Genomic DNA, 24,146 nt, shown 5'->3' with positions numbered 1-24,146 from the left:
CCTCGCTGCGGAGTTCGTCGTCGGCTGAAACCCCCGAGTAGCGAGAAGAGCACCCCATGCAGAACCACCAGAAGCCGTCGCCGATGCCCGTGCATCGGTATCGCCCGTTCCACGAGCAGATCCGCGTCGACCTGCCCGACCGCACGTGGCCGTCGACCCGCATCGAGAAGGCGCCGCGCTGGTGCGCCGTCGACCTGCGCGACGGCAACCAGGCCCTCATCGACCCGATGAGCCCCGAGCGCAAGCGCATCATGTTCGACCTGCTCGTGCGCATGGGCTACAAGGAGATCGAGGTCGGGTTCCCGAGCGCGAGCCAGACCGACTTCGACTTCGTGCGCAGCCTCATCGAGGAGGGCGCGATCCCCGACGATGTGACGATCCAGGTCCTCACCCAGGCCCGCGACCACCTCATCGAGCGCACGTACGAGTCGATCCGCGGCGCCAGGCAGGCGATCGTGCACCTCTACAACTCGACGAGCGTGCTGCAGCGCGAGGTCGTCTTCCGCACCGACAAGCAGGGGATCATCGACATCGCCCTGCACGGTGCCCGGAAGTGTCGCGAGATGGAGTCGACCGTCCCGGGCACGACCGTCTACTACGAGTACTCGCCCGAGAGCTACACGGGGACCGAGCTCGAGTTCGCCGTCGACGTCTGCAACCAGGTGCTGGAGATCTTCGAGCCGACGCCCGAGCGCAAGGTCATCATCAACCTGCCGGCGACGGTCGAGATGGCCACGCCCAACGTCTACGCCGACTCGATCGAGTGGATGAGCCGGCGCCTCGCCTATCGCGAGAACGTCATCCTGTCGCTGCACCCGCACAACGACCGCGGCACCGCGATCGCGGCCGCCGAGCTCGGGTACATGGCCGGCGCCGACCGCATCGAGGGATGCCTCTTCGGCAACGGCGAGCGCACCGGCAACGTCGACCTGGTCGCCCTCGGCATCAACCTGTTCACGCAGGGCATCGACCCGCAGATCGACTTCTCCGACGTCGACGACGTCAAGCGCACGGCCGAGTACTGCAACCAGCTGCCGGTGCACGAGCGCAGCCCCTGGGCGGGCGACCTGGTCTACACCGCGTTCAGCGGCTCGCACCAGGACGCCATCAAGAAGGGCTTCGAGGCCATGGACGCCGAGGCGGAGCGCCGCGGCATCCCGGTCGACCAGATGCACTGGGCGGTGCCGTACCTGCCGGTCGATCCGAAGGACCTCGGCCGCAGCTACGAGGCGGTCATCCGCGTCAACTCGCAGTCGGGCAAGGGCGGCGTGGCCTACCTGCTGAAGACCGACCATGCGCTCGACCTGCCGCGCCGGCTCCAGATCGAGTTCTCGGGCGTCGTGCAGGCCAAGACCGACGCCGAGGGCGGCGAGGTCACGAGCGAGGAGATCTGGCGCGTCTTCAACGACGAGTACCTGCCCGCTCCGGCCGAGCGTCCTGAAGAGAAGTGGGGCCGGTTCGAGCTGCTGTCGCTGCGCACCTCGAGCGACCTCGACGGCATCGTCAACGTGCGGGTCGGCCTGCGCGACGGTGACGAGCGGGTCGAGGCCGACGCGAGCGGCAACGGCCCGATCTCCGCGTTCCTCGCGGTGCTCGGCGCCGAGGGCGTCGACGTGAAGCTGCGCGACTACGTCGAGCACACGCTCGCGGCGAGCGGCGACTCGCTGGCGGCCGCCTACGTCGAGCTCGAGGTCGAGGGCCGCGTCCTGTGGGGCGTGGGCATCGACGCCGACATCTCGACCGCGTCGCTGAAGGCCGTGGTCTCCGCAGTGAACCGCGCGTTGCGGGTCAGCGCGGACGCCGAGGTCGAGCGCGAGGTCGTCGGGGTCTGACGCCGAGCGGATGCCGCGGGCATGGCGCACGTCGCCGGCCTGCGGCATCCGCCGAGCACGCCGGCACGCGGCATCCGCTCGTCGCGGATCGCGTCACGCCCGCCGCCAGACCCGCCAGCTGCCGAGCGCTCGCTGCTCGGGGAGGCTCCAGCCGAAGCGCACCGACCCGAGCCGGATGAGTGTCGTCACGACGACGCAGGCCGTGCCGGCGACGAAGATGTTCACGTCGAACGCGACGAGGACGACGAGCAGCACCGTGCCCGCGGTCGCCGCGATCGCGTAGAGCGACCCCACGTGCATGAGGGCGATCGGCAGGTTCAGCGTGACGTCGCGCAGGATCGAGCCGCCCACGGCCGAGAGCACGCCGACGAACACGGCCGGTACGACCGGGACGCCGTAGGCGAGCGCCTTCGACGTGCCGATCGCGCCGAAGAGCCCGATCGTCACCGCATCGAGGGCGATGATCAGCCCGTTCAGCCGCGTGAAGAGGCGGAACAGCAGCATGCCCAACAGCGCGGCCGCGGTCGCCACCGGGATGTACCAGTTGTCGGAGATCGCGGCCGGCAGCTGGTTCAGCAGGATGTCGCGCAGGAGGCCGCCGCCGAGGCCCACGATCACGCCGATGAGCGCGACGCCGAGCAGGTCGATGCGGCGCTCGGTGAGCCGGGCCGCGAACATGGCGCCCTGGATGGCGCCGATCGCGACGGCGGTGAGGTCGAGCCAGAGCGGGATGGTGAAGAGCGCGGAGGACACGGCACCAGTGAACCACCTGCGGCACCCGCATGACGCCTGAGCGGGCGTCGCGGCATCCGCGGGCCTCGGCCGTCGGGTCTGCGGGCCGTGGGATGATGAAGGGTGCCCGTCTACCGAGATGAAGCCGTCGTGCTGCGCACCCACAAGCTGGGCGAGGCCGACCGCATCCTCACCCTGCTGACGAGGCGTCACGGCAAGGTGCGCGCGGTCGCGAAGGGCGTGCGACGCACGGGCTCGAAGTTCGGCGCACGGCTCGAGCCGTTCATGGTCGCCGACCTGCAGCTCTACGAGGGCCGCACGCTCGACGTGGTCACGCAGGCCGAGTCGCTCGGCTCCTACGGCGCCGAGATCACGCAGGACTACGCGTCGTACACGGCCGCGAACGCCATGGTCGAGGCGGCCGACAAGCTCACCGAGGCCGAGGGCTCGCTGCAGCAGTACCTGCTGCTCGTCGGGGCGCTGCGCTCGCTCGCCCGCTCCGAGCACGGCGCGAGCCTCACGCTCGACTCCTACCTGCTGCGGGCGCTCGCCCTCGCGGGCTGGGCGCCGAGCTTCCAGGACTGCGCCCGGTGCGGCCGCACCGGCGAGCACACGGCCGTCGTCGTGCAGCTCGGCGGCGTGGTGTGCGACGACTGCGCGCCGCCCGGCACTCCGCGCATCGCGCGCTCCACGGTGGCGCTGCTCGGCGCCCTGCTCTCGGGCGACTGGGAGTACGCGGAGTCGTCCGGGGCATCCGACCGCAACCAGGCGAGCGGCATCGTCGCCGCCTACACCCAGTGGCACCTCGAGCGCGGGCTGCGCTCGCTGCCGCACGTCTCCCGGGAGACGACCCCGACCGCATCGATCCCCAGGGAAGCGACCCCCACGTGACGCCCAAGCCCTACACCCACAAGGACGCCGTGCCCTACCGGCCGCTCGACTGGACGGGCCTGTATCCGCCGAACCTGCCGAAGGGCGCCGTGCCGAACCACGTCGCGATCGTCATGGACGGCAACGGCCGCTGGGCGAACAAGCAGGGACTCACCCGCATCGAGGGCCACAAGGCCGGCGAGGAGGTGCTGCTCGACGTCGTCGCGGGCGCCGTCCAGATCGGCGTGAAGCACCTCTCGGTGTACGCGTTCTCGACCGAGAACTGGAAGCGGTCGCCCGACGAGGTGCGCTTCCTCATGGGCTACAACCGCGACGTGCTGCACCGCCGTCGCGACCAGCTCAACGAGTGGAACGTGCGGATCCGCTGGGCGGGGCGCAAGCCGCGGCTGTGGAAGTCGGTGATCGACGAGCTGCAGTACGCCGAGCGGCTCACCGCCGGGAACACGGGGCTGCAGTTCACGATGTGCGTGAACTACGGGGGACGCAACGAGCTCGTCGACGCCGTGCAGTCGATCGCCGACGACGTCGCGGCGGGGCGCCTGCGTGCGTCGGCCGTCTCGGAGAAGCTCATCGCCAAGCGCCTCTACGTGCCCGACATGCCCGACGTCGACCTCTTCGTGCGCAGCTCGGGGGAGCAGCGCACCTCGAACTTCCTGCTCTGGCAGTCGGCCTACGCCGAGATGGTGTTCCTCGACACGCTGTGGCCCGACTTCTCGCGCGTCGAGCTGTGGAAGGCGATCGAGCTCTACGCGGGCCGTAACCGCCGCTTCGGCGGCGCGATCGACGCGCCGACGGCGTAAGGGCGGGCGAGCGGATGCCGCGACCGATGCCGCGACGGGAATACCGGCGTCGGTGCATCCGTTCGCATTGAACGTGACGTCCCCCATCAAGATCGACATCTGGTCCGACATCGCCTGCCCGTGGTGCTACATCGGCAAGCGCCACCTCGAGGGCGGCCTCGCCGCGCTCGGCGACGACGCGCCGGAGGTGGAGATCGAGTACCACTCGTTCGAGCTCGCCCCCGACACGCCCCTCGACTTCGAGGGGTCGGAGGTGGACTTCCTCGCCGGGCACAAGGGCATCCCGGTGGAGCAGGCCCGCATGATGATCGACCGCGTCACCGGCGTCGCCGCCCAGGCCGGCCTCGACTACGACTACGACGCGCTGCAGCACACCAAGACGCTGAAGGCGCACGAGCTGCTGCACTTCGCGAAGGAGCAGGGCAAGCAGCTCGAGCTGTCCGAGCGCCTGTTCCGCGCGTACTTCACCGAGGGCCGCCACGTCGGTCGCACCGACGAGCTCGTCGGGCTGGCCGCCGAGGTCGGGCTCGACGCGGATGCCGCGCGCGAGGCGCTCGAGTCGGGCCGCTACGGCGCGGCGGTGCAGGCCGACATCGCGCAGGCCGGGGCCTACGGGATCCGCGGCGTGCCGTTCTTCGTCTTCGAGGGGAAGTACGGCGTCTCGGGCGCCCAGCCCGCGGAGGTCTTCTCCCAGGTGCTCACGCAGGTCGCCGGCGAGCGCGACGGAGCGGCTGCGTGAGCGACGCGCCGGCGACGAATGTCCCCGAGCCCGCACCGTTCACCATGGTCTCCGGCGATTCCGCTGCCATGGTCTGCGAGGGCGATGTCTGCTACATCCCCACGCCCGGGATGGAGTAGGGGCTACTCGGGCTCGCTGATGTCGGCGACCGTCGCGTCGAACGCCTCGATCAGGCGGTCGGCGTCGACGAACAGGCTGCGGCCGTGCTCGCCGGCGCCCATCGACACGCGTCGCCCCGGGATCGTCTCGTCGACGACGACGGGCCACGCGGTGGTGGAGCCGAGCGGTGTGATCGTGCCGCGCTCGTAACCGGTCGCCGCGAGGGCGAGCGAGGCATCCGGCAGCTGGAGCTTGTTGACGCCGAGCAGGGACCGGAGCTTCGGCCACGAGATCTTGCGGCCACCGGGCACGAGCGCGAACACGTAGGTGTCGTCGCTGCGCTTCACGACGAGCGACTTCACGATGTCGGCGGGCGTGATGCCCATGAGCTCGGCGGCCTCCTCGAGGCTGCGTGCGGCCGGGCGCTCGATGATCTCGACGTCGAGGCCGCGCGCCGCGGCATCCGCTCGCACCCGGTCGGCGCCCGTCAGTCCGTCGCCCATCGCCCGCCCGCCGTCGCCCATCTCGTCCTCCACACGTCGTCCTGCAGGTGCATCCTAGGCGCGCGGCGGGGGCACCGGGCGACCGGCCCCGGTTCTCTGGGAGAATCGAGGGTGATGTCCGCTTCCACCACGCTTCCGGCCGGTCCGCTCGTGATCGGCGACCTCGCCCTCGACGTGCCCGTCGTGCTCGCCCCGATGGCCGGCATCACGAACACCGCGTTCCGGCGGCTCTGCCGCGAGTTCGGCGCCGGACTGTACGTCAGCGAGATGATCACGTCGCGCGCGCTCGTCGAGCGCACGCCCGAGTCGATGCGGCTCATCACGCACCACGAGTCCGAGACCCCGCGCTCCATCCAGCTCTACGGCGTCGACCCCAAGACGGTCTCCGAGGCGGTCACCATGCTCGTCGCCGAAGACCGCGCCGACCACATCGACCTGAACTTCGGATGCCCCGTGCCGAAGGTCACCCGCAAGGGCGGGGGAGCGGCGCTGCCGTGGAAGAGCGGGCTCTTCCGCGACATCGTCGAGGGCGCCGTGCGGGCTGCCGGCGACGTCCCGCTCACGGTGAAGATGCGCAAGGGCATCGACGCCGACCACCTCACCTATCTCGAGGCGGGGCGCATCGCGGAGGGCGCCGGCGTGGCATCCATCGCACTGCATGCACGCACCGCGGCCGAGTTCTACTCCGGCCAGGCCGACTGGTCGGCCATCGCGAAGCTCAAGCAGACGGTCACGAGCGTGCCGGTGCTCGGCAACGGCGACATCTGGTCGGCCGAAGACGCGTTGCGAATGGTCGCCGAGACCGGATGCGACGGCGTCGTCGTCGGGCGCGGCTGCCTCGGGCGTCCGTGGCTCTTCGGCGATCTCGCTGCGGCGTTCCGCCCTTCGACGGGCTCGGAGACCATGCGCAAGGCCGAGCCGAGCCTCGGCGACGTCGCGCGCACCTTCCGCCGGCACGCGGAGCTGCTCACCGAGTTCTTCGAGAGCGAGGAGCGCGGCTGCCGCGACATCCGCAAGCACGTCGCCTGGTACTTCAAGGGCTACCCGGTGGGCGGCGAGCTGCGCGCGAAGCTGGCCACGGTCGAGTCGCTCGCCATGCTCGACGACCTGCTCGGCACGCTCGACTGGTCGATGCCGTACCCGGGCGAGGGCGCGGAAGGCCCGCGCGGTCGCGCGGGGACCCCGAAGAACCCGTCGCTGCCCGACGGTTGGCTCACGTCGCAGGAGCTCGCCGGGCACGACCGGGTCACGCTCGTCGACGCCGAGCTCGACACGAGTGGCGGCTGACATGCGGGAGCGACTCTTCGGCGGCTACGACGACGCCGACACCCAGCGCTGGCTGCCTGAAGAGCACACGAGCCGCCGCAGCGACTTCGCCCGCGACCGCGCCCGCCTGCTGCATTCGAGCTCGCTGCGCCGCCTCGCCGCGAAGACGCAGGTGCTGAGTCCCACCGCCGGCCTCGACTTCGCGCGCAACCGGCTCACGCACTCGCTCGAGGTCGCGCAGGTCGGTCGCGAGCTCGCGGCCAGCCTCGGGCTCGATCCCGACGTCGTCGACACCGCGTGCCTCGCCCACGACCTCGGCCACCCGCCCTTCGGGCACAACGGCGAGCGCGCCCTCAACACCTGGGCGGCCGACGTCGGCGGGTTCGAGGGCAACGCGCAGACGCTGCGCATCCTGACCCGGCTCGAGCCCAAGGTGTTCGGCCCCGACGGGCGCAGCTACGGACTGAACCTGACCCGGGCGAGTCTCGACGCGAGCTGCAAGTATCCGTGGCCGGAGGCCACGTCGGTCGCCGATCCGAGCGGACGGGCCAAGTTCGGCTTCTATCGCGACGACCTCGAGGTGTTCGAGTGGATGCGCGCCGGAGCGCCCGAGCGCCGCCTCTGCATCGAGGCCCAGGTCATGGACCTCTCCGACGACATCGCCTACTCCGTGCACGACTTCGAGGACGCCATCGTGAACGGCTACGTCGACGTCGAGGCGCTCAGCGCCCGGGTCGACCACGACGCGCTCGTGTCGTCGATGCACGACTGGATCGGCGGCGCGATCCCGCACGACGAGCTGATCGCCGCATTCGACCGGCTCGACTCCCTCGACGGCTGGCTCGAGTCGTGGAGCGGCAGCCGGCACGAGCAGGGCCAGCTGAAGAACCTCACGAGCCAGCTCATCGGACGGTTCGCGCACGCCGCCACCGAGGCGACGCGCTCGGCGTTCCCGCTCGCGAGCCTGATCCGGTTCGACGCCGACGTGGTCGTGCCGCGCGACATCCAGGCCGAGATCGCCGTCCTGAAGGGCATCGTCGCCGCGTTCGTGATGTCGAGGAACACGCGGCAGCCCATCTACGCACAGCAGCGCCAGGTGCTCACGTCCCTCGCCGAGGTGCTCTTCGCCGCGGGCGACGAGCACCTCGACCCCGGCTTCGCCGCCGACTGGAACGCCGCACCCGACGACGCCGCGCGAAAGCGGGTCGTCGTCGACCAGGTCGCGAGCCTCACCGACCAGTCGGCCCTCGCCTGGTACGAGCGGCTGTGCCGGTAGCCACGCGCGTCCGGCCGCGGCATCCGTTGCGCGCAATAGGATGAGAGGCATGGCGGGCCGCATTCGACAGAGCGACGTCGATGAGGTCAAGGCCCGCACGAACATCGCCGACATCGTCGGCGAGCACGTCAGCCTCAAGTCCGCGGGCGTCGGCTCGCTCAAGGGCCTCTGCCCGTTCCACGACGAGCGCAGCCCGAGCTTCCACGTGCGGCCCCAGCTCGGCTACTACCACTGCTTCGGATGCGGCGAGTCGGGCGACGTCTACACGTTCCTGCAGCGCATGGACCACGTCACCTTCGCCGAGGCCGTCGAGCGGCTCGCGGGCCGCGTCGGCCTCGAGCTCCACTACGAGGACGGAGGGCCGGCGTCCGACCACGGCAACCGGGCCCGGTTGCTCGCCGCGAACCAGGCGGCGTGGGAGTTCTTCGTCGACAGGCTCTCCTCGCCCGAGGCCGAGCCGGGCCGCCGCTTCCTCGGCGAGCGCGGGTTCGACGCCGAGGCGGCGCGGCACTTCGGCGTCGGCTTCGCGCCGAAGAGCTGGGACGCGCTCACGAACCACCTGAAGGGCCGCGGCTTCAGCACTGAGGAGCTCGCCGCCGCGGGGCTCGTCTCGCAGGGCGACCGGGGTGTGTACGACCGGTTCCGGGGGCGCCTGATCTGGCCGATCCGCGACGTGACCGGGCAGACCGTCGGCTTCGGCGCACGTCGCCTGCTCGACGACGACCAGGGCCCGAAGTACCTGAACACCCCCGAGACCGCGATCTACCACAAGGCGCAGGTGCTCTACGGGCTCGACCTCGCGAAGCGCGACATCGCGAAGACCCGCCGGGTGGTGCTCGTCGAGGGCTACACCGATGTCATGGCGTGCCACCTGGCCGGCGTCACGACCGCCATCGCCACGTCGGGCACGTCGTTCGGCGTCGACCACATCAAGGTGCTCCGCCGTGTGCTCGGCGACGACTCCAGCGTCGGCGAGGTCGTGTTCACCTTCGACGGCGACGCGGCGGGGCAGCAGGCCGCCATGCGCGCGTTCGCCGAGGAGCAGCGCTTCGCCGCGCAGACCTACGTCGCCGTCGCGCCAGACGGGCTCGACCCGTGCGACCTGCGGCTCGCCCGCGGTGACGCGGCGGTGCGTGCCCTCGTCGAGACGAAGACACCCATGTTCGAGTTCGTGCTGCGGCACACGCTCGCGCGCTACGACCTCGAGACCGTCGAGGGCCGGGTATCCGCGCTGCGAGCGGCTGCGCCGGTCGTCGCCGAGATCCGCGACCCGGCGCTCCGCCCCGGCTACACGCGCGAGCTCGCGCGCATGCTCGGCATGGAGCTCGCCGAGGTCACCCGGGCGGTGCGATCCGCCGGCGGACGGCCGGGCGGCACGCGCGACGGCGATCGGGGCGGTGAGCGAGGTCCCCGTTCCGAGGCGCACGGCGCCGGCCGCCCCGAGTCGAACGGGGGAGCGGGCGCCCAGTCCGGTGCGATGGACGGTGGCCCTGCAGCATCCGAGCGGCCGTTCTCGATCGCGCAGCTGCCGAACGACCCCGCCACGCGGCTCGAGCGCGATGCGCTCCAGGCGATGCTGCAGTACCCCGACACCGTCGGATCGGAGCTGCTCCGGCAGGGCGTCGACTGCCGGTTCGGCAACGCGACGCTCGCGGTGGTGCGCGACGGGATCGCCTCCGCGATGGCCGCGGCATCGGCGAACGCCGGCGGCGGCGCCTTCACCGTCGACCGGGTCGTAGCCGAGGTGCCCGCGCCGTTCGCGTCGATCGTGCAGCAGCTCGCCGTGCTGCCGATTCCGCAGCGCGGCGATGCCGAGCTGACCTCGTACGTGCGCGGCGTCGTCGCCGGCCTGGTCGACCGCGAGCTGCTCCGGCAGAAGCAGGAGCTGCTCGGGCGCCTCCAGCGGACCGACCGAAGCGACACGGCCACCTTCGCCGCCGTGCAGCAGGCGCTCGTCACGCTCGAGCAGGAGCGGCGGGCGCTGCGCGGCGACTGACCGCGGCATCGCTGTGCGCGATGCGCGTCGAGGGTCAGCCGGTGATGATCCGGTCGAGCTGCTCGCGCATGGTCGACTCCACCGCGCCGCCGGGCCAGACGCGCACGAGCCCGCCCTGGGCGTCGATGAGTGCCGTCGCGGGGGGCTCGGTGACGGCGTACGCGCGCCAGATTCGCAGGTCGGGATCGGCGATCACGGGGTAGGGGAGTCCGCGCCGGTCGAGGTAGGCCGTGACGTCGGCGGGCTGCTCGTCGCCGGTGACGATCGCGATCGCGAGGTCGTCGCCGTACTCGCGAGCCACGGCCGCGAGCGCGGCCTCCTGGTCGGCGCACGTCGTGCACCACGTCGCGGCGAACTGCACCAGCAGCGGCCGGCCGGCCGCGAGTGCGTCCAGGTCGACGGGCGTACCGTCGACGAGCTCGCCCTCGAGCGAGGGCGCGGCGGGCGCGTCGTCCACGGCGGTGAACGATGCGCCGTCGGACAGCTCGCCGGGCATGCGCTCCGCGCCACCGCGCGGCTCCGCGCCGCAGGCGGCGAGCGCGGCGATCAGTGTCGCTGCGATCACGGCCGATCGGATGCCACGTGCCAGCCTCATTCGGATCCCTTCCCGGTGACGTCGGCGAGCGGCGGCACGAACACCATGCCCTCGTCGCTGACCGTGGCCCCCTCGGCGACGACCTCGCCGTCGATGAGGACCGTGAGCGGACCGTCGGGCAGGTCGCCCGTCGGCGTGAGTGCGAAGCGGCAGACGCTCGGCACGCGTGGTGCGTTGCCGTAGTCGATGTCGTCGATCTTCACCGCCTCCCCGTCGGGGAGGGCGGTGGTGAGGACGTCGGCGCCGTCGCCGGCGCGCAGCACCAGTTCCGCGCCGGGATGGATGTCGTCGAAGGGTCGCGCGCCCGCGCAGGCGTCGCCGAGGGCGCGGAGGTTGCCGTCGCGCACGACGAGCTGGAGATCGGGGTCGGACGCGGCATCGGATGCGCCGGCGCAGCCGACGAGCGCGGCGGCGGCGATGGCGATCGCGACGCCCGCCGCTGCCCTGGTCGCACGTGAGGTCATGGATCTGCCTGCCTGGGTGTGGAACGGTGTGGGACGGTGCCGTCCGGAGCCGGACGTTCGGCACTGGATCGTATCGGAACGGGAGGTGCGGGGCGGGACCAGGTCCCGCCCCGCACCTGATTCGGTGGGACTACTTCGCCTTGCCCGGTGCGTCGATCGAGCAGGTGACGGTCGCGGTCGCCGAGGGGTTGTTCTCGGAGGTCGCGGTGACCGTCACGGTGGCGTCGCGCGAGGCGTCGGCGCCGCGCGTGGCGTACACCGGAACCTCGATCGTCTCGCCGGCCGCCGCCGTCACGATGGTGCTCGGCGTCGAGACCGACCAGCCGGCACCCTGGACGGACGTCGCGAGGCGGTAGATGTCGCTGTTCGCCTTCGCGTCGGCCACGGCCGCGCCCGAGTTGGTGAGCGGCACGGTGCACTTCGCGATCGCCGCGCCGCCCTTGCCGTTCGCCGCCGCCGACGTCGCCTTGCCGTTGAGGTTGGCGAGGTTGCCGCTGACCTTGGCCTCGCCGAGGGCGACGCCACGAGCCTGCGGGCCGGCGCTCACGAGCGAGCGGACCGCGACCTCGTACTTGAGGATGCCGTCGGCGTCGCGGTGCGTGTCCACCACGTAGAAGTGGAGGCCGTTCGCCTGGTCGACGTACTCGTACTCGGAGCCCGAGTCGTTGCCCGCGTGGAACAGCGCGTCGTTCAGCTGGCGCTGGTCGCCGCGGGTGATCATCACGGGCGTGCCGTCGGGACGGACGTAGTCCACCGTGGCGATGTCCTGCGGGTTCGCGTCGATCGTCCAGATGAACGGGTTGCGGTCGGCGTTCTTCGTCTTCGAGATCATGACGCCGTGGTCGGGCTGGAACGAGTCCGTGCCCATCCGGTCGATGACCTCGACGGTGTAGTTGTCGAACGAGCCGCCGTCGCAGTCCCACTTGCCGACGCGCGTGCACGAGCCGGTCGAGTTGTCGGCCGCGGCCGAGGTGGGCTTGTCGAACACGAGGTTGATGCCGGTGAGCTCACCCGGGCGCATCACGGCGCGCGAGGTGACCTCGGTGACGACGGCGCCAGCAGCGTCGACGTCGGCCTCCTGCAGGTTCAGGTACTGCGCCTGGTCGATGATGCCGAGCTTGATCCGGTTGCGGAGCGCGACACCCGCGGGCTGCGAGCCGCCGGCGACCGACGGGACGCTCCAGCGCTGGTGCGTGCCGCCGGGGCCGTTGAACGAGCCGCGTGCGAGCACGTCGAACGGGCCGCTCGTGTCGCGGAGCGGACCGCCGTCCGCGGCATCCGTGCCGTACGGGTTGCCGTAGTTGTCGGAGATGCCGAGGATGTGCGAGAACTCGTGCGCGAAGGTGCCCATGCCCGAGGACTCGGCCTGCGTCGAGTTGCCGGCGCGTCCGTTCGAGGGGAAGTTCGCGTTCGGCCAGTGGTTGATCGCGCCCTGCCACGACGTCCACGGGATGTAGCGGGTCTTCGCCCAGTTCGCCATCGGCTGCCCGTTCTGGTCGAGCGCCTGGCCGTTCGCGTCACGCGGCGGACCGAAGTCGTCGGTCACGTCCTCGGGGGACTCGAACAGCATCTGCCCGAACTCCTCCCACGTCGACGACTCGTCGTGGCCGGCCGTGACGTAGAAGACCTGGTCGAACTCGCGCAGCGGGTCGGGAATGCCGAGGTCGGCGGACCAGAGCGCGTTGGCGTCGGTGCGGATGTTCTTGTCGCACGAGAGGCCCTGCGGGCAGAACGCCTGGTTCGGTCGGTTGAACGAGTCGTTCAGGCCGTACTCCTCGATGTTGCCGGGGAGCTTGTAGGGGCCGAACGCCTCCATCTGCACGCTGAGTCGACCGCCCGACTGCTCCATCCAGTACTCGTTGATGGTGCGGCCGTGGTTCAGCTCGTTGGGCTTGTTGAGCAGGTCGAGGTAGAACTGCGGCACGTCCTCGCGGTCGAGGCCGTTGGCGAGGCCCGACGGGTCGCCGAAGGGGTGCGACCCCTCGGGCTGCGTGACGAGGAACGGCTGGTTCTCGAAGTCGAGCAGCACGATCGCGCCGTTGAACTGGCGGCTCGAGCCCTCGGTGTCGTTCGCCCAGTCGGTGCCCGGGACGCCGACGTAGTCGTCCCAGGTCATGTCGTCCATGTTCTCCCAGACCTGCGGGTCGATCGGGTCGAGGACGGACGGATCGATCTGCTCCGGCGGCGCCGCGAGCGCCGGCGTGGCCGGCACGGTCGCCAGCGCCAGCATCCCGCCCGCCACCGCGAGGCTCACGAGTGCGGATCTCCGTCGTGTTCGAAGTGTTCCGGTTCGTTGCACGTTTCACCCTCCATTGATGTGGCCGCGCGGGCGGGCCCGCGTGGATCCGGTCGGCTAACGGAAGTCGCTTTCCGAATGCTGTGAGCTTTCCAGCTTCGGCCGATGACATGGATGGGGATTTCCGACGAGTATCGTTCGGGAATCGAGAACGTCACGTTCGGATAACAGCGCATCGGTAATGTGGCACCCCGTGCTAGGACTGGAATCATCGCCAGCGAGCCGCTCTCACGAGCGGGTCGACGGCCCCATCCAACCCCGGGCGGAGGCCGAGGCACCGGCCCGCCCGTCCCTTGCGTCGGGACGCGCCGGCCCACAGCCGCGGCGGTCGCCCAGGCGGCACGCCGTGACAGCATCCACAGGAAGAGGTAGACGGATATGACATCCGCATCCATGAACCGCGGGCGCGTCATCGCCCTCGCAGCGGGCTTGTCCGCCGCCGCGCTCGCCCTCGCGGGCTGCACGGCGGGCGGCGGCGGGAGCACCGACGCGGCCGGCGGCGGCACCCTCACGGTCGGCACGACCGAGCAGGTCACGTCGCTCGACCCCGCGGGCGCCTACGACAACGGCTCGTTCACCGTGATGAACCAGATTTACCCGTTCCTCATGAACACCCCGTACGGCAGCCCCGACGTGCAGCCCGACATCGCCGAGAAGGCCGAGTTCACCACGCCGACCGCGTACACGGTCACGCTGAAGCCGGGCCTCAAGTGGGCGAACGGCAACGACCTCACCTCGTCCGACGTGAAGTTCTCGTTCGACCGCCAGCTGGCGATCGCCGACGAGAACGGCCCGTCGTCGCTGCTCTACAACCTCGACTCGGTCGACGCGCCCGACGACACCACCGTCGTGTTCAACCTGAAGTCGGAGAACGACCAGATCTTCCCGCAGATCCTGTCGAGCCCGGTGGGCCCCATCGTCGACGAGGACGTGTTCTCGGCCGACTCGGTCACCTCCGACGACGACATCGTCGCGGGCAACGCGTTCGCCGGCCAGTACGTCATCACGAGCTACGACTTCAACAACCTGATCTCGTACAAGGCCAACGCCGACTACGAGGGCCTCCTCGGCCCGGCCAAGACCGACACGGTCAACGTCAAGTACTACACGGATGCCTCGAACCTGAAGCTCGACGTGCAGGAGGGCAACATCGACGTGGCCAACCGCACGCTCAGCGCGACGGACATCGAGGACCTCCGCGGCAACGACAACGTCAAGGTCGTCGACGGCCCCGGCGGCGAGATCCGCTACCTCGTGTTCAACTTCAACACGATGCCGTTCGGCGCCACGACGGCCGAGGCCGACCCGGCCAAGGCCCTCGCGGTCCGCCAGGCGATCGCCGACCTCATCGACCGCGACGCCATCTCGGAGGACGTGTACAAGGGCACCTTCACGCCGCTGTACTCGTACATCCCCGAGGGCCTCACCGGTGCCAACGAGTCCCTGAAGGGCCTCTACGGCGACGGCAACGGCGCGCCCGACCCCGACAAGGCGGCCGAGCGCCTCTCCGCGGCCGGCGTCACGACGCCGCTCGACATCTCGATCCAGTACGTGGCCGAGCGCTACGGACCGTCGTCGAGCGACGAGTACGCGGTCATCAAGGACAACCTCGAGTCGAGCGGCCTGTTCAAGGTGAACCTGCAGTCGACCGAGTGGGTCCAGTACTCGAAGGACCGCGTCGCGGACCTCTACCCGGCCTACCAGCTGGGTTGGTTCCCCGACTACTCGGACGCCGACAACTACCTCACCCCGTTCTTCCTCACGGAGAACTTCCTCTCGAACCACTACGACAACCCCGAGGTGAACGACCTGATCCTGGAGCAGGCCGTCACCGCCGACCCCGACGCCCGCACCGCCCTCATCGAGGAGATCCAGGACAAGGTCGCAGCCGACCTGTCCACGATCCCCTACATGCAGGGTGCGCAGGTGGCGGTCGTCGGCACGGACGTCGAGGGCACCGAGGACACGCTCGACGCCTCGTTCAAGTTCCGCTACGCAGCCCTCTCGAAGGGTTGATGACGGACTAGAGTCGTTGAAGCTCGACGACGGGGGCGACCTGCAACCGCGGGTCGCCCCCGTTCCCCTGCAGCCCCTGAGGAACCCATGAGCACACTTGACACCACGGCCCCGACGGAGGATCTCCCCGCCGCCGCACGGCCGAAGCCGAAGTCGCAAGGAGGCGGGTTCGGGCGATACCTGCTCGTCCGCTTCCTGCTGATCTTCCCGACCATCTTCATCCTGGTCACCCTGGTCTTCTTCCTGATGCGCACGACGGGCGACCCGATCACCGCCGCGCAGGGCGGCCGGGCCACCCCCGAACAGCTCGAAGCACTGCGAGAGGCCGCCGGCTACAATCGCCCGATCTTCGTCCAGTACGTCGAGTACCTCGGCCAGCTCCTCACCGGGAACTTCGGCGAGACCATCACGACCGGCCGGCCGGTCCTCGAGGTGCTCGCGACCTACGGCCCGGCGACGTTCGAACTCGCCTTCTACTCCCTCATCGTCGCGTTCGCCGTCGGCATCCCGCTCGGCCTGCTCACGGCGTACTACCGCGACAAGCCGCAGGACGCCGTCTTCCGCGTCTTCGCGATCTACTGGTACGCGGTGCCGATCTTCTTCGCCGGCCTCATCCTGAAGCTCATCTTCTCGGTATGGCTGCACTGGTTCCCGGTCGCGGGTCGCGCCAGCGTCGGCGCCGAGCTGCAGATGCAGGCCCTTCCCAACAAGACCGGGTTCTACACGATCGACGCCCTCATGACGGGCAACCCCGAGGTGCTCGGCGACGTGCTGTCGCACGCGGTGCTCCCGTCGATCGCCCTGGGCCTGTACACGGCGGGCATCTTCCTGCGCCTGGTACGCACGAACGTCATCGGCACCCTGTCGACCGACTACGTCGACGCCGCGCGCTCGCGCGGTGTGGGGGAGCTCCGGCTGCTCCGCAAGCACGCTTACCGTCCCGCCCTCATCCCCATCATCACCGTCATCGGCCTGCAGATCGCGCTGCTCCTCGCGGGCGCCGTGCTCACCGAGACGACCTTCGAGTGGAAGGGCCTCGGCTTCATCCTCGTGGAGTTCATCGAGAGCCGGGACTACGTGGCCGTGCAGGGCATCGTCGTGATGCTCGCGGTGATCGTGGCCCTCACGAACTTCGTCGTCGACATCCTCGCGGCGTTCATCGACCCCAGGGTGAGGTACTGACATGACCGCGGCATCCGTCACGCCGGCCGCCCCGAAGCGCCGGCTCCGCGACCGCCTCCCGGTCGTCCACCAGCTGCGCCAGAGCGTCGGCCTCCAGCGGGGCATGCTCGTCGCCGGCCTCGTCATGATGGCCGTCTTCATCATCCTCGCGATCTTCGCCCCGCTGCTCGCGCCGTACGGCTTCGCACAGCGTTCGGACGCCGAGGGCGGGTTCGGCAGCCAGCAGCCTCCGTCGGCCGAGCACTGGTTCGGCACGACCGTCGGCGGCTACGACGTGCTCTCCCGGGTCATCTACGGCGCGCAGACCGCGTTGCTCGTGGTCGTCATCGCGGTCGTGCTGTCCTTGTTCATCGGCGTCGCGCTCGGCCTCTACGCCGGGTACTTCGGCGGCTGGATCGACAAGACGATGGTCGTCGTCTTCGACGCGATCTACGCGTTCCCCTCCCTGCTGCTCGCCATCGTGCTCGCGATCGTGATCTCTGGTGGGCAGTCGAGCCTGTGGGGCGGCGTCCTCGCGGCCGGCGGCTCGATCGTGGTGGTCTTCATCCCGCAGTACTTCCGCGTCATCCGCGCCGAGACGGTGCGCATCAAGGCGGAGCCGTTCGTCGAGTCGGCGAAGGTGCTCGGGGCGTCCAACTCGCGCATCGTGTTCAAGCACGTCTTCCGCAATGCCACCCGCACGCTGCCGCTCATCATCACGCTGAACTCGGCAGAAGCGATCCTGACCCTCGCAGCGCTCGGCTTCATCGGCTTCGGCATCGAGCCCACCGCCGCCGCCGACTGGGGCTACGACCTCAACAAGGCGCAGTCGGATGTCACGAGCGGAATCTGGTGGACGGCGACGTTCCCTGGTCTCGCCATCGTGCTGGCCGTGCTCGGCATCATGCTCGTGGGCGAGAGCCTCAACGACCTCGCCGACCCGCGCCTGCGCAGCCGCCGACGTGTCGCGCAGGCGGCCGGACAGGTCGCCGAGACCTCGGTGGTCCCTGGTGGCACGCTGACCGCCGGCCCCGGCGGGCTGACCGGCCTCGAAGACGGGGAGACATTCGACGAGCACGGAATCGAGGTCAAGCGATGAGCACGGTGGTCGACATCAGGAACCTCGGCGTCTCGTTCTCCACCGACGCCGGAGCCGTGAAGGCCGTCGACGACGTCTCCCTCTCGGTCGAGCGCGGCGAGGTGCTCGCCATCGTCGGCGAGTCCGGCAGTGGCAAGTCCGTGACGGCGAAGACGATCCTCGGCCTGCTGCCCGAGACCGCGACGACGCGCGGTGCCGTGCTGTTGGCCGACCGCGAGTCCGGCCGCGCGCAGGACGTCATCAGCCTGTCGAAGCAGAAGCTCCGAGAGATGCGCGGCGAGGACGTCGCAATGGTGTTCCAGGAGCCATCGACGGCCCTGAACCCCGTCTACACCGTCGGCTGGCAGATCATGGAGGGCCTGCAAGCCCACGGCCAGATCTCGAAGAAGGAGGCGCGCGCCAAGGCGATCGACATCCTCCGCCGCGTCGGCATCCCCGACCCCGAGCACCGCGTCGACCACTTCCCGCACCAGTTCTCGGGTGGGCAGAAGCAGCGCGTCGTCATCGCGATGGCGCTCGTGCTCGAACCGGGCCTCATCGTCGCCGACGAGCCCACGACCGCGCTCGACGTCACCGTGCAGGCCGAGATCCTCGACCTGCTCCGCCGGGTCCGCGACGAGTTCGGCACCGCGATCGTGCTCATCACCCACAACATGGGCGTCGTGGCCGACCTCGCCGACCGGGTCGCGGTCATGTACCAGGGCAAGGTCGTCGAGGAGGCCGACGTCAAGACGCTCTTCGCTGCGCCGAAGGACGACTACACGAAGGCGCTGCTCGCCGCCGTGCCGTACGTGGGCCACGGCACCGTGCGCGCGGCCGAACGGGCCGCCGAGCGACCCGTCGAATGGGCCGAGCAGACGCCCGTCGTGGAGGCGCGCGGGCTCGAGATCGTCTATCCGGGCCGCTTCGGCCGCGAGGGATTCCGCGCGGTCGACGGCGTCGACCTCGTCATCCGGCCCGGCGAGGTCCTCGGGCTGGTCGGCGAATCGGGCTCGGGCAAGACCACCATCGGCCGCGCGATCGCGGGGCTCACGAAGGTCACCGGCGGCTCGTTGAAGGTGCTCGGCGCCGAGATGAACGGCATCCGCGAGCGGCAGTTCCGTCCGCTCCGCAGCCGCATCGGGTTCGTGTTCCAGGACCCGGCCTCGAGCTTCAACCCGCTGCTCACGATCGCGGAGTGCGTCGCCGAGCCGCTCGTGATCCACGGGCGCGCGAAGAACCCCGGTTCCGCCCGCAAGCGCGTGGACGAGCTCCTCGAGGCGGTGCAGCTGCCGCGCGCGTACGGCGACCGGTTCCCGCACGAGCTCAGCGGCGGCCAGCGCCAGCGCGCCAGCCTCGCGCGGGCGCTCGCCCTCGGCCCCGAGCTGCTCATCGCCGACGAGCCCACCTCGGCGCTCGACGTCTCGGTGCAGGCGCGCGTGCTCGAGCTGTTCGGCGAGCTGCAGCTCGAGTTCGGCTTCGCGTCGCTGTTCATCAGCCACGACCTCGCCGTCGTCGACCTGCTCGCCGACCGGATCGCGGTGCTCTACCACGGGAAGCTCGTGGAGGAGGGAACGGGCGTCGAGGTCCTCGGCGCGCCGAAGGAGGACTACACCCAGCGCCTGCTGGCGTCGCTCCCCGTGCCCGACCCGATCGCTCAGGCCGAACGACGAGAGGAACTGCGCCGGCTCCGGGAGGCCGTGTGATGCGCGGAGCAGCACACGGCTTCCCGATCGTGCTCAGCGACCTCACGCTCGAGTACCCGGCCCACGGCGCGAGCCCGGCGCACGTCGCACTGCACGGGCTCACGCTGACCGTGGAGCCGGGCGAGGTCCTCGGCCTCCTCGGCAGCGCGGGCAGCGGCAAGTCGACGCTCGCGAAGGTGCTCTCGGGGTCGGCGTTCGAGCAGGTCCGCGGCGGCGACGTGCGGCCGGTGATCACGGGCGGCGAGGCGAACGTGCTCGGCCGCCGGCTGCGCACGCTGCCCAAGCGCAAGGTCGACGAGTTCCGGTTCCACGTCGGCTACCTGCCGCAGGATGCCGCGGCGACCCTCCCGCCCGACCGCACCGTCGCGGAGATCGTCGGCGAGCCGATCCTCGAGCGCGACCGCCGCTACAACCGGCGCGCGCTGGCGACCCGGGTCGCGACGATGATCGACGCGGTGCGACTCCCGCTCAGCATGCTCGACAAGTTCCCCTACGAGCTGAGCGGCGGGCAGCGCCAGCGCGTGGCGCTCGCCCGCGCGCTCGTGCTCGGTCCGGCGCTGCTCATCGCCGACGAGCCCACCGCGGGCATCGACCTCACCGTGCGCGACGCGGTCGCGCAGCTCATCACCGAGCTGCGCGACCGCGAGCACGGCACGTTCTCGGCGCTCATCATCAGCCACGACCTGCCCGTGCTGCGGCGCACGGCCGATCGCATCGCGGTGCTCGACAAGGGCGAGCTCGCCGCGATCGGCACGATCGACGAGGTGTTCCACGACCCGGGCCACCCGTACGTCATGGCCCTCGCGGGCGCGCTCGACGGCGGGCACGCGGTGATCGACGAGCTCGACGAGGGTCCAGCGGTATGACGGATGCCGCGGCGGCGCGCCCGCGGCACCGAGCCGTCGCCGGGTCCGAGCCGCCGCCGTCGGCGTCCGGCGTCGGCGCGCTCGAGCCGGGTCCGATCGCGGTGCTGCCCCACGACGACGCGGTCGTCGCGGCGGTGCTCGGCGCCGGTGGCGAGGTGCGGCCGCTCGACGATGCCACACGCGGGCTCGTGTGGACCGCGGCATCCGGTGCCGGCGACCTCGACGCCGTGCTCGCCGCGCACCCGCGCATCGCGTGGGTGCAGCTGCCCTGGGCGGGCGTCGACGCGTTCGCCGACGTGCTGCGCCGTCACCGCGACGACGGCCGCACCTGGACGAGCGCGAAGGGCGCCTACGCGCAGCCCGTCGCCGAGCACGCGCTCATGCTCGCCCTCGCCGTGCTCCGCGAGGTGCCGCACCGCGTGCGGGCGAATCGCTGGGAGGCCGACGAGCGGGGCCGCACGCTGTTCGGCGCCGAGGTCGTCGTCGTGGGCGCGGGCGGGATCGCGACGGAACTCCTCCGGCTCCTCGCCCCGTTCGACGTGCGCACGACCGTCGTGCGTCGGCGCGACGAGCCGGTCGCCGATGCCACCCGCACCGTGACCGAGGCCGGCCTGGGCGACGCGCTGGCGCGGGCCGATGTGGTGTTCGTGGCTGCGGCGCTCACCGAGGCATCGCGCGGCCTCATCGGCGCCGACGAGTTCGAACGGATGCCGCGAGGTGCCGTCCTCGTCAACGTGGCCCGGGGCGCCGTGGTCGACACCACCGCGCTCGTCGGCGCGCTGGGGACGGGAAAGCTGGGCGGGGCAGGCCTCGACGTGACGGATCCCGAGCCGCTGCCCGCGGGGCATCCGCTCTGGTCGTCGCCGAACTGCCTCATCACGCCGCACGTCGCCGACACGGAGGAGATGGTCGTGCCGCTCTTCGCCGAACGTGTCGCGCGCAACGTCCGCGCTTTCCTCGACGGGGTGCCGCTCGAGGGCCGGATCGACCTCCACGCGGGGTACTGACGGGTCGCCGGATGCGAGGGGCGCTCGGATTGGGAGTCCGCGGCTCCCTTTGCTAGAGTGACTCTGCTGAAACACGCGATCCTCCATAGCTCAATTGGCAGAGCAATCGGCTGTTAACCGATAGGTTCTTGGTTCGAGTCCAAGTGGGGGAGCAGCAAGGGCCGTCCGGGTGCACCGGGCGGCCCTTTCGTCGACTCGGGAGGGATTCGTGGAGGAGCGCGACACGTCGACCGGGCGCACCACGGTGCTGCGCGACAGCGTCGGCGTCGGTCTCGCGACGGCCGCCTACGGCATCTCGTTCGGCGCGCTCTCGGTGGCCGCGGGACTCGACGTCTGGCAGACGTGCTTCCTCAGCCTCGTGATGTTCACCGGCGGATCGCAGTTCGCGCTCGTCGGGGTGCTGGCCTCGGGAGGCCTCGCGGCCGGGGGCTCGGCGATCGCCACGGCGGCGCTCCTCGGCATCCGCAACGTCGTCTACGGCATGCGCATGAAGCCGCTCGTCGACCGCGGCGGACTCGCGCAGCGGATCGCGGCGGCGTGGATCACGATCGACGAGTCGACCGCCGTCGCGCTCGCGCAGACTGACGATCGGGCCGCTCGACGCGGCTTCTGGCTCACGGGAATCGTCATCTTCGTCGGCTGGAACCTGACCACCCTCGCGGGCGCCCTCATCGGCGACGCGCTCGGCGACACCAGGGCGTGGGGGCTGGATGCCGCGGCCGCCGCCGCGTTCCTCGGACTCCTGTGGCCGCGGCTGAAGCGCTTCCAGGCCGGCGCCGTGGCCGTGGCCGCAGCGCTCGTCGCGACGCTGACCACGCCGGTGCTCATGCCGGGACTGCCCGTGCTCGTGGCGGCGCTCGTCGCGGTCGTCGTCGGATGGTTCGACCTGTTCTCGCGGAGGAGCGCGTCATGACCACGTGGCACGTCATCCTCATCGCCTCCGCGGCGACGCTGGCCCTCAAGCTCGGCGGCTACCTCGTGCCCGCCGGGCTGCTCGAACGGGAGCGTCCCGCCCGCATCGCTGACCTCCTCACCGTGGCGCTGCTCGCGGCGCTCATCGCCGTGCAGACGCTCGGCGCGGGGCAGGCGATCGTGTTCGACGCCCGCGTGCCGGCCGTCATCGTCGCGGCGGCGCTGTTCGCGCTGCGGGTGCCGTTCCTCGTCGTCGTGATCGTCGCGGCACTCGTCGCCGCCGGCATCCGCGCGTTCGTCTGACGCCGTCGGGAGCCGGGCTCCGGACCGACCGCGCGCCGGCCCGGCCGTCCGTCGGGCTCAGTCCTCGAGGTGGTCGACGCCCGGCAGCCACGAGACGCCGGGCTTGCCCCAGCCGAGCTTGCGGGTGATCTTCGCGACGATGCGCTGGTCCTTCTCGCCGAGGCGGTCGACGTACAGGGTGCCGTCGAGGTGGTCGTACTCGTGCTGGAAGATGCGCGCGAGCCAGCCCTCGGCGTCGATCTCGAACGGCAGCCCCTCGAGGTCGGTCGCCCGGAGGATGGCCCGTTCGGCGCGACGCAGGCCGAACCGCTCGCCCGGGAACGAGAGGCAGCCCTCGGACTCCTCGTCGAGGTCGGGCTCACCGGCCGGCGGCGGCGAGATCCACAGCTCGGGGTTGATGGCGACCCCCCGCCACTTCGTGCCCGCCTCGTCGGCCCACCCGTACGTGAACAGGCGCAGCGGCACGCCGACCTGCGGCCCTGCGAGCCCGACGCCCGGCGCGGCATCCATGGTCTCGAACATGTCGCGGACGAGCGCGCGCAGCTCGTCGTCGATCGTCTCGACCGGAAGGGCGGGGGAGTGCAGCACCGGGTCGCCGGTGATGCGTATGGGGAGCACGGCCATTCGGCAAGGATATCGGCGACGCAACGGGTAGGGTCGTCACCGTGGATCCGGACCTGAGCGACCTCTCCGAGCAGATCGCGCTCGACCCCACGTCGTTCATCGGCATCCCGCTCGCGCTGGTCGGAGCGGTGTTCCTCTCCCTCGGGGCGCAGTTCCAGCACCGCGGCGTCGTCAAGGTCGAGGCGCGCACGGTCGACACGCTCGGCAAGGGCCTCAACGGCAGACAGCTCGCGCTGCTGCTGGCCCGGCCATCGTGGGTCGTCGGGACGCTCATGCTCGGGCTCGCCATCATGTTCCAGCTCGGCAGCCTCTACTTCGCCCCCATCATCGTGGTGCAGCCGCTCGGCGCCATCGCCCTGGTGATCACGTCCATCCTGAACTCGCGCATCAACCACGTGAAGCTGAACCGCAAGTCGATCATCGCCATCGTGATGTGCGTCGGCGGCGTGTTCCTCTTCGTCGGCGTCGCCGCATTCACGGCCGTCGACAAGCCGGTCACCGACGACCAGCTCATCACCATCCTCATCATCCTCGCGGTGGTCCTGGCTCTCGCGGGCGTGGCGTTCGCGCTGTTCCGCCGCCGCATCCGGGCCGTCTTCTACGTCATCATGGCCGGCGTGCTCTACGGGTTCGTCGCCACCCTCGCGAAGGTCGTGCTGGGTCGGATCCAGCAGGGCGAGTTCGAGTGGCTGACGTTCACGTGCCTCATCGGCCTGCTCCTCGCGACGGCGCTCGGCGCCTACTTCGTGCAGAACGCCTACGCGACCGGACCGCCCGACCTCGTCATCGCCGGGCTCACCGTGGTGGACCCCATGGTCGCCGTGGTCATCGGCATCGTCGTGCTCGGCGAGGCGTCGCAGGCGCCGCTGTGGGCGAACCTCGTGTTCGTCGTCGCGGGAGCGATCGCCGTATGGGGCGTCTTCATGCTGGCGCGCAACCATCCGCAGACGCGCCTCTGAAACGCCGCCCGACCGCGCATCCGAG

General features: G+C 70.8%; 22 protein-coding genes and 1 tRNA gene. 17 read left to right on the top strand and 6 right to left on the bottom strand.

Annotated elements, in window-relative coordinates; all coding sequences use genetic code 11:
• Positions 1–56: 56 nt before the first annotated feature.
• A complete protein-coding gene (gene leuA / locus ACWGO8_RS18485; RefSeq protein WP_452044411.1) occupies positions 57–1,832 on the top strand; it encodes a 2-isopropylmalate synthase in 1,776 nt (591 codons plus the stop codon).
• A 93-nt stretch (positions 1,833–1,925) separates the two neighbouring features.
• On the opposite strand, the gene ACWGO8_RS18480 is transcribed toward leuA, so the two are convergent.
• On the bottom strand, positions 1,926–2,585 hold the full coding sequence (locus tag ACWGO8_RS18480) for a trimeric intracellular cation channel family protein (RefSeq protein WP_452044410.1): 660 nt from the start codon (positions 2,583–2,585) through the stop codon (positions 1,926–1,928).
• 102 nt (positions 2,586–2,687) lie between these two features.
• Between ACWGO8_RS18480 and recO the strand changes: the two genes are divergently transcribed.
• The 3 genes from recO to ACWGO8_RS18465 all read left to right on the top strand — a co-directional run bounded on the left by recO (position 2,688) and on the right by ACWGO8_RS18465 (position 4,994).
• Entirely contained in the window at positions 2,688–3,455 is a 768-nt protein-coding gene (gene recO / locus ACWGO8_RS18475; RefSeq protein WP_452044409.1) for a DNA repair protein RecO, read from the top strand.
• Complete coding sequence (locus ACWGO8_RS18470) at positions 3,452–4,255, top strand: isoprenyl transferase (protein ID WP_452044408.1); 804 nt, start codon at positions 3,452–3,454, stop codon at positions 4,253–4,255. Before recO ends, ACWGO8_RS18470 begins: the two co-directional genes overlap by 4 nt.
• A gap of 73 nt (positions 4,256–4,328) precedes the next feature.
• On the top strand, positions 4,329–4,994 hold the full coding sequence (locus tag ACWGO8_RS18465) for a DsbA family oxidoreductase (RefSeq protein ID WP_452044407.1): 666 nt from the start codon (positions 4,329–4,331) through the stop codon (positions 4,992–4,994).
• 122 nt (positions 4,995–5,116) lie between these two features.
• Here the strand turns inward: ACWGO8_RS18465 and ACWGO8_RS18460 are convergent, their stop codons facing one another.
• Positions 5,117–5,596 carry an aminoacyl-tRNA deacylase gene (locus tag ACWGO8_RS18460; RefSeq protein WP_452044586.1) on the bottom strand — a complete coding sequence of 160 codons (480 nt, stop codon included), beginning with the start codon at positions 5,594–5,596 and terminating at the stop codon, positions 5,117–5,119.
• A 114-nt stretch (positions 5,597–5,710) separates the two neighbouring features.
• On the opposite strand from ACWGO8_RS18460, the gene dusB reads away from it, so the two are divergent.
• From dusB to dnaG, 3 genes are read left to right on the top strand one after another with little or no spacing between them, the layout of a single operon-like run.
• A complete protein-coding gene (gene dusB, locus ACWGO8_RS18455) occupies positions 5,711–6,883 on the top strand; it encodes a tRNA dihydrouridine synthase DusB (protein ID WP_452044406.1) in 1,173 nt (390 codons plus the stop codon).
• Between the two features lies 1 nt (position 6,884).
• Positions 6,885–8,138, top strand: a complete 1,254-nt coding sequence (locus ACWGO8_RS18450; RefSeq protein WP_452044405.1) for a deoxyguanosinetriphosphate triphosphohydrolase — start codon at positions 6,885–6,887, stop codon at positions 8,136–8,138.
• 49 nt (positions 8,139–8,187) lie between these two features.
• Positions 8,188–10,134 (top strand): DNA primase, encoded by a 1,947-nt coding sequence (gene dnaG / locus ACWGO8_RS18445; RefSeq protein WP_452044404.1) that lies wholly within the window; start codon positions 8,188–8,190, stop codon positions 10,132–10,134.
• A gap of 34 nt (positions 10,135–10,168) precedes the next feature.
• Here dnaG and ACWGO8_RS18440 read toward each other — a convergent pair whose 3' ends face one another.
• The 3 genes from ACWGO8_RS18440 to ACWGO8_RS18430 form a co-directional block, all read right to left on the bottom strand.
• Positions 10,169–10,729, bottom strand: coding sequence for a TlpA family protein disulfide reductase (locus ACWGO8_RS18440; protein WP_452044403.1), 561 nt, complete (start codon positions 10,727–10,729; stop codon positions 10,169–10,171).
• A complete protein-coding gene (locus ACWGO8_RS18435; RefSeq protein ID WP_452044402.1) occupies positions 10,726–11,193 on the bottom strand; it encodes a hypothetical protein in 468 nt (155 codons plus the stop codon). Before ACWGO8_RS18435 ends, ACWGO8_RS18440 begins: the two co-directional genes overlap by 4 nt.
• 130 nt (positions 11,194–11,323) lie before the next feature.
• Positions 11,324–13,447 carry a hypothetical protein gene (locus ACWGO8_RS18430; protein WP_452044401.1) on the bottom strand — a complete coding sequence of 708 codons (2,124 nt, stop codon included), beginning with the start codon at positions 13,445–13,447 and terminating at the stop codon, positions 11,324–11,326.
• A gap of 420 nt (positions 13,448–13,867) precedes the next feature.
• On the opposite strand from ACWGO8_RS18430, the gene ACWGO8_RS18425 reads away from it, so the two are divergent.
• The 9 genes from ACWGO8_RS18425 to ACWGO8_RS18385 all read left to right on the top strand — a co-directional run bounded on the left by ACWGO8_RS18425 (position 13,868) and on the right by ACWGO8_RS18385 (position 22,538).
• A complete protein-coding gene (locus ACWGO8_RS18425) occupies positions 13,868–15,505 on the top strand; it encodes an ABC transporter substrate-binding protein (RefSeq protein ID WP_452044400.1) in 1,638 nt (545 codons plus the stop codon).
• An 87-nt stretch (positions 15,506–15,592) separates the two neighbouring features.
• Positions 15,593–16,687 (top strand): ABC transporter permease, encoded by a 1,095-nt coding sequence (locus ACWGO8_RS18420; RefSeq protein WP_452044399.1) that lies wholly within the window; start codon positions 15,593–15,595, stop codon positions 16,685–16,687.
• A 1-nt stretch (position 16,688) separates the two neighbouring features.
• A complete protein-coding gene (locus ACWGO8_RS18415; RefSeq protein WP_452044398.1) occupies positions 16,689–17,765 on the top strand; it encodes an ABC transporter permease in 1,077 nt (358 codons plus the stop codon).
• Positions 17,762–19,450 (top strand): ABC transporter ATP-binding protein, encoded by a 1,689-nt coding sequence (locus ACWGO8_RS18410; protein ID WP_452044397.1) that lies wholly within the window; start codon positions 17,762–17,764, stop codon positions 19,448–19,450. Before ACWGO8_RS18415 ends, ACWGO8_RS18410 begins: the two co-directional genes overlap by 4 nt.
• On the top strand, positions 19,450–20,316 hold the full coding sequence (locus tag ACWGO8_RS18405) for an ATP-binding cassette domain-containing protein (protein ID WP_452044396.1): 867 nt from the start codon (positions 19,450–19,452) through the stop codon (positions 20,314–20,316). The genes ACWGO8_RS18410 and ACWGO8_RS18405 overlap by 1 nt, the downstream gene beginning before the upstream one ends.
• Positions 20,313–21,323 carry a D-isomer specific 2-hydroxyacid dehydrogenase family protein gene (locus tag ACWGO8_RS18400; RefSeq protein WP_452044395.1) on the top strand — a complete coding sequence of 337 codons (1,011 nt, stop codon included), beginning with the start codon at positions 20,313–20,315 and terminating at the stop codon, positions 21,321–21,323. The genes ACWGO8_RS18405 and ACWGO8_RS18400 overlap by 4 nt, the downstream gene beginning before the upstream one ends.
• A 79-nt stretch (positions 21,324–21,402) precedes the next feature.
• Positions 21,403–21,475 (top strand) — tRNA-Asn (locus ACWGO8_RS18395).
• Between the two features lie 56 nt (positions 21,476–21,531).
• Positions 21,532–22,236: an AzlC family ABC transporter permease gene (locus ACWGO8_RS18390; protein ID WP_452044394.1), complete on the top strand. Its 705-nt coding sequence runs from the start codon at positions 21,532–21,534 to the stop codon at positions 22,234–22,236.
• The gene (locus tag ACWGO8_RS18385; RefSeq protein ID WP_452044393.1) at positions 22,233–22,538 is read left to right on the top strand and encodes an AzlD domain-containing protein; all 306 of its coding nucleotides are present in this window, start codon (positions 22,233–22,235) and stop codon (positions 22,536–22,538) included. Before ACWGO8_RS18390 ends, ACWGO8_RS18385 begins: the two co-directional genes overlap by 4 nt.
• Positions 22,539–22,595: 57 nt before the next feature.
• Here ACWGO8_RS18385 and def read toward each other — a convergent pair whose 3' ends face one another.
• Positions 22,596–23,162 (bottom strand): peptide deformylase, encoded by a 567-nt coding sequence (gene def, locus ACWGO8_RS18380; RefSeq protein ID WP_452044392.1) that lies wholly within the window; start codon positions 23,160–23,162, stop codon positions 22,596–22,598.
• Positions 23,163–23,203: 41 nt separating this feature from the next.
• Here def and ACWGO8_RS18375 point away from each other — a divergent pair, with 41 nt between their 5' ends.
• Positions 23,204–24,121, top strand: coding sequence for a DMT family transporter (locus tag ACWGO8_RS18375; protein ID WP_452044391.1), 918 nt, complete (start codon positions 23,204–23,206; stop codon positions 24,119–24,121).
• Positions 24,122–24,146: the final 25 nt, after the last annotated feature.

This window comes from Agromyces sp. NPDC055661 (assembly GCF_053618135.1).
This window is presented reverse-complemented; position numbering and strand designations above follow the sequence as displayed.

Bases quoted from the DNA above. Each gene is read 5' to 3' on its own strand.
- leuA (WP_452044411.1), top strand. From the start codon at position 57: ATGCAGAACCACCAGAAGCCGTCGCCGATGCCCGTGCATCGGTATCGC.
- ACWGO8_RS18460 (WP_452044586.1), bottom strand. From the start codon at position 5,596: ATGGGCGACGGACTGACGGGCGCCGACCGGGTGCGAGCGGATGCCGCG.
- dusB (WP_452044406.1), top strand. From the start codon at position 5,711: ATGTCCGCTTCCACCACGCTTCCGGCCGGTCCGCTCGTGATCGGCGAC.
- ACWGO8_RS18450 (WP_452044405.1), top strand. From the start codon at position 6,885: ATGCGGGAGCGACTCTTCGGCGGCTACGACGACGCCGACACCCAGCGC.
- dnaG (WP_452044404.1), top strand. From the start codon at position 8,188: ATGGCGGGCCGCATTCGACAGAGCGACGTCGATGAGGTCAAGGCCCGC.
- ACWGO8_RS18440 (WP_452044403.1), bottom strand. From the start codon at position 10,729: ATGAGGCTGGCACGTGGCATCCGATCGGCCGTGATCGCAGCGACACTG.
- ACWGO8_RS18435 (WP_452044402.1), bottom strand. From the start codon at position 11,193: ATGACCTCACGTGCGACCAGGGCAGCGGCGGGCGTCGCGATCGCCATC.
- ACWGO8_RS18425 (WP_452044400.1), top strand. From the start codon at position 13,868: ATGACATCCGCATCCATGAACCGCGGGCGCGTCATCGCCCTCGCAGCG.
- ACWGO8_RS18420 (WP_452044399.1), top strand. From the start codon at position 15,593: ATGAGCACACTTGACACCACGGCCCCGACGGAGGATCTCCCCGCCGCC.
- ACWGO8_RS18415 (WP_452044398.1), top strand. From the start codon at position 16,689: ATGACCGCGGCATCCGTCACGCCGGCCGCCCCGAAGCGCCGGCTCCGC.
- ACWGO8_RS18410 (WP_452044397.1), top strand. From the start codon at position 17,762: ATGAGCACGGTGGTCGACATCAGGAACCTCGGCGTCTCGTTCTCCACC.
- ACWGO8_RS18405 (WP_452044396.1), top strand. From the start codon at position 19,450: ATGCGCGGAGCAGCACACGGCTTCCCGATCGTGCTCAGCGACCTCACG.
- ACWGO8_RS18400 (WP_452044395.1), top strand. From the start codon at position 20,313: ATGACGGATGCCGCGGCGGCGCGCCCGCGGCACCGAGCCGTCGCCGGG.
- ACWGO8_RS18385 (WP_452044393.1), top strand. From the start codon at position 22,233: ATGACCACGTGGCACGTCATCCTCATCGCCTCCGCGGCGACGCTGGCC.
- def (WP_452044392.1), bottom strand. From the start codon at position 23,162: ATGGCCGTGCTCCCCATACGCATCACCGGCGACCCGGTGCTGCACTCC.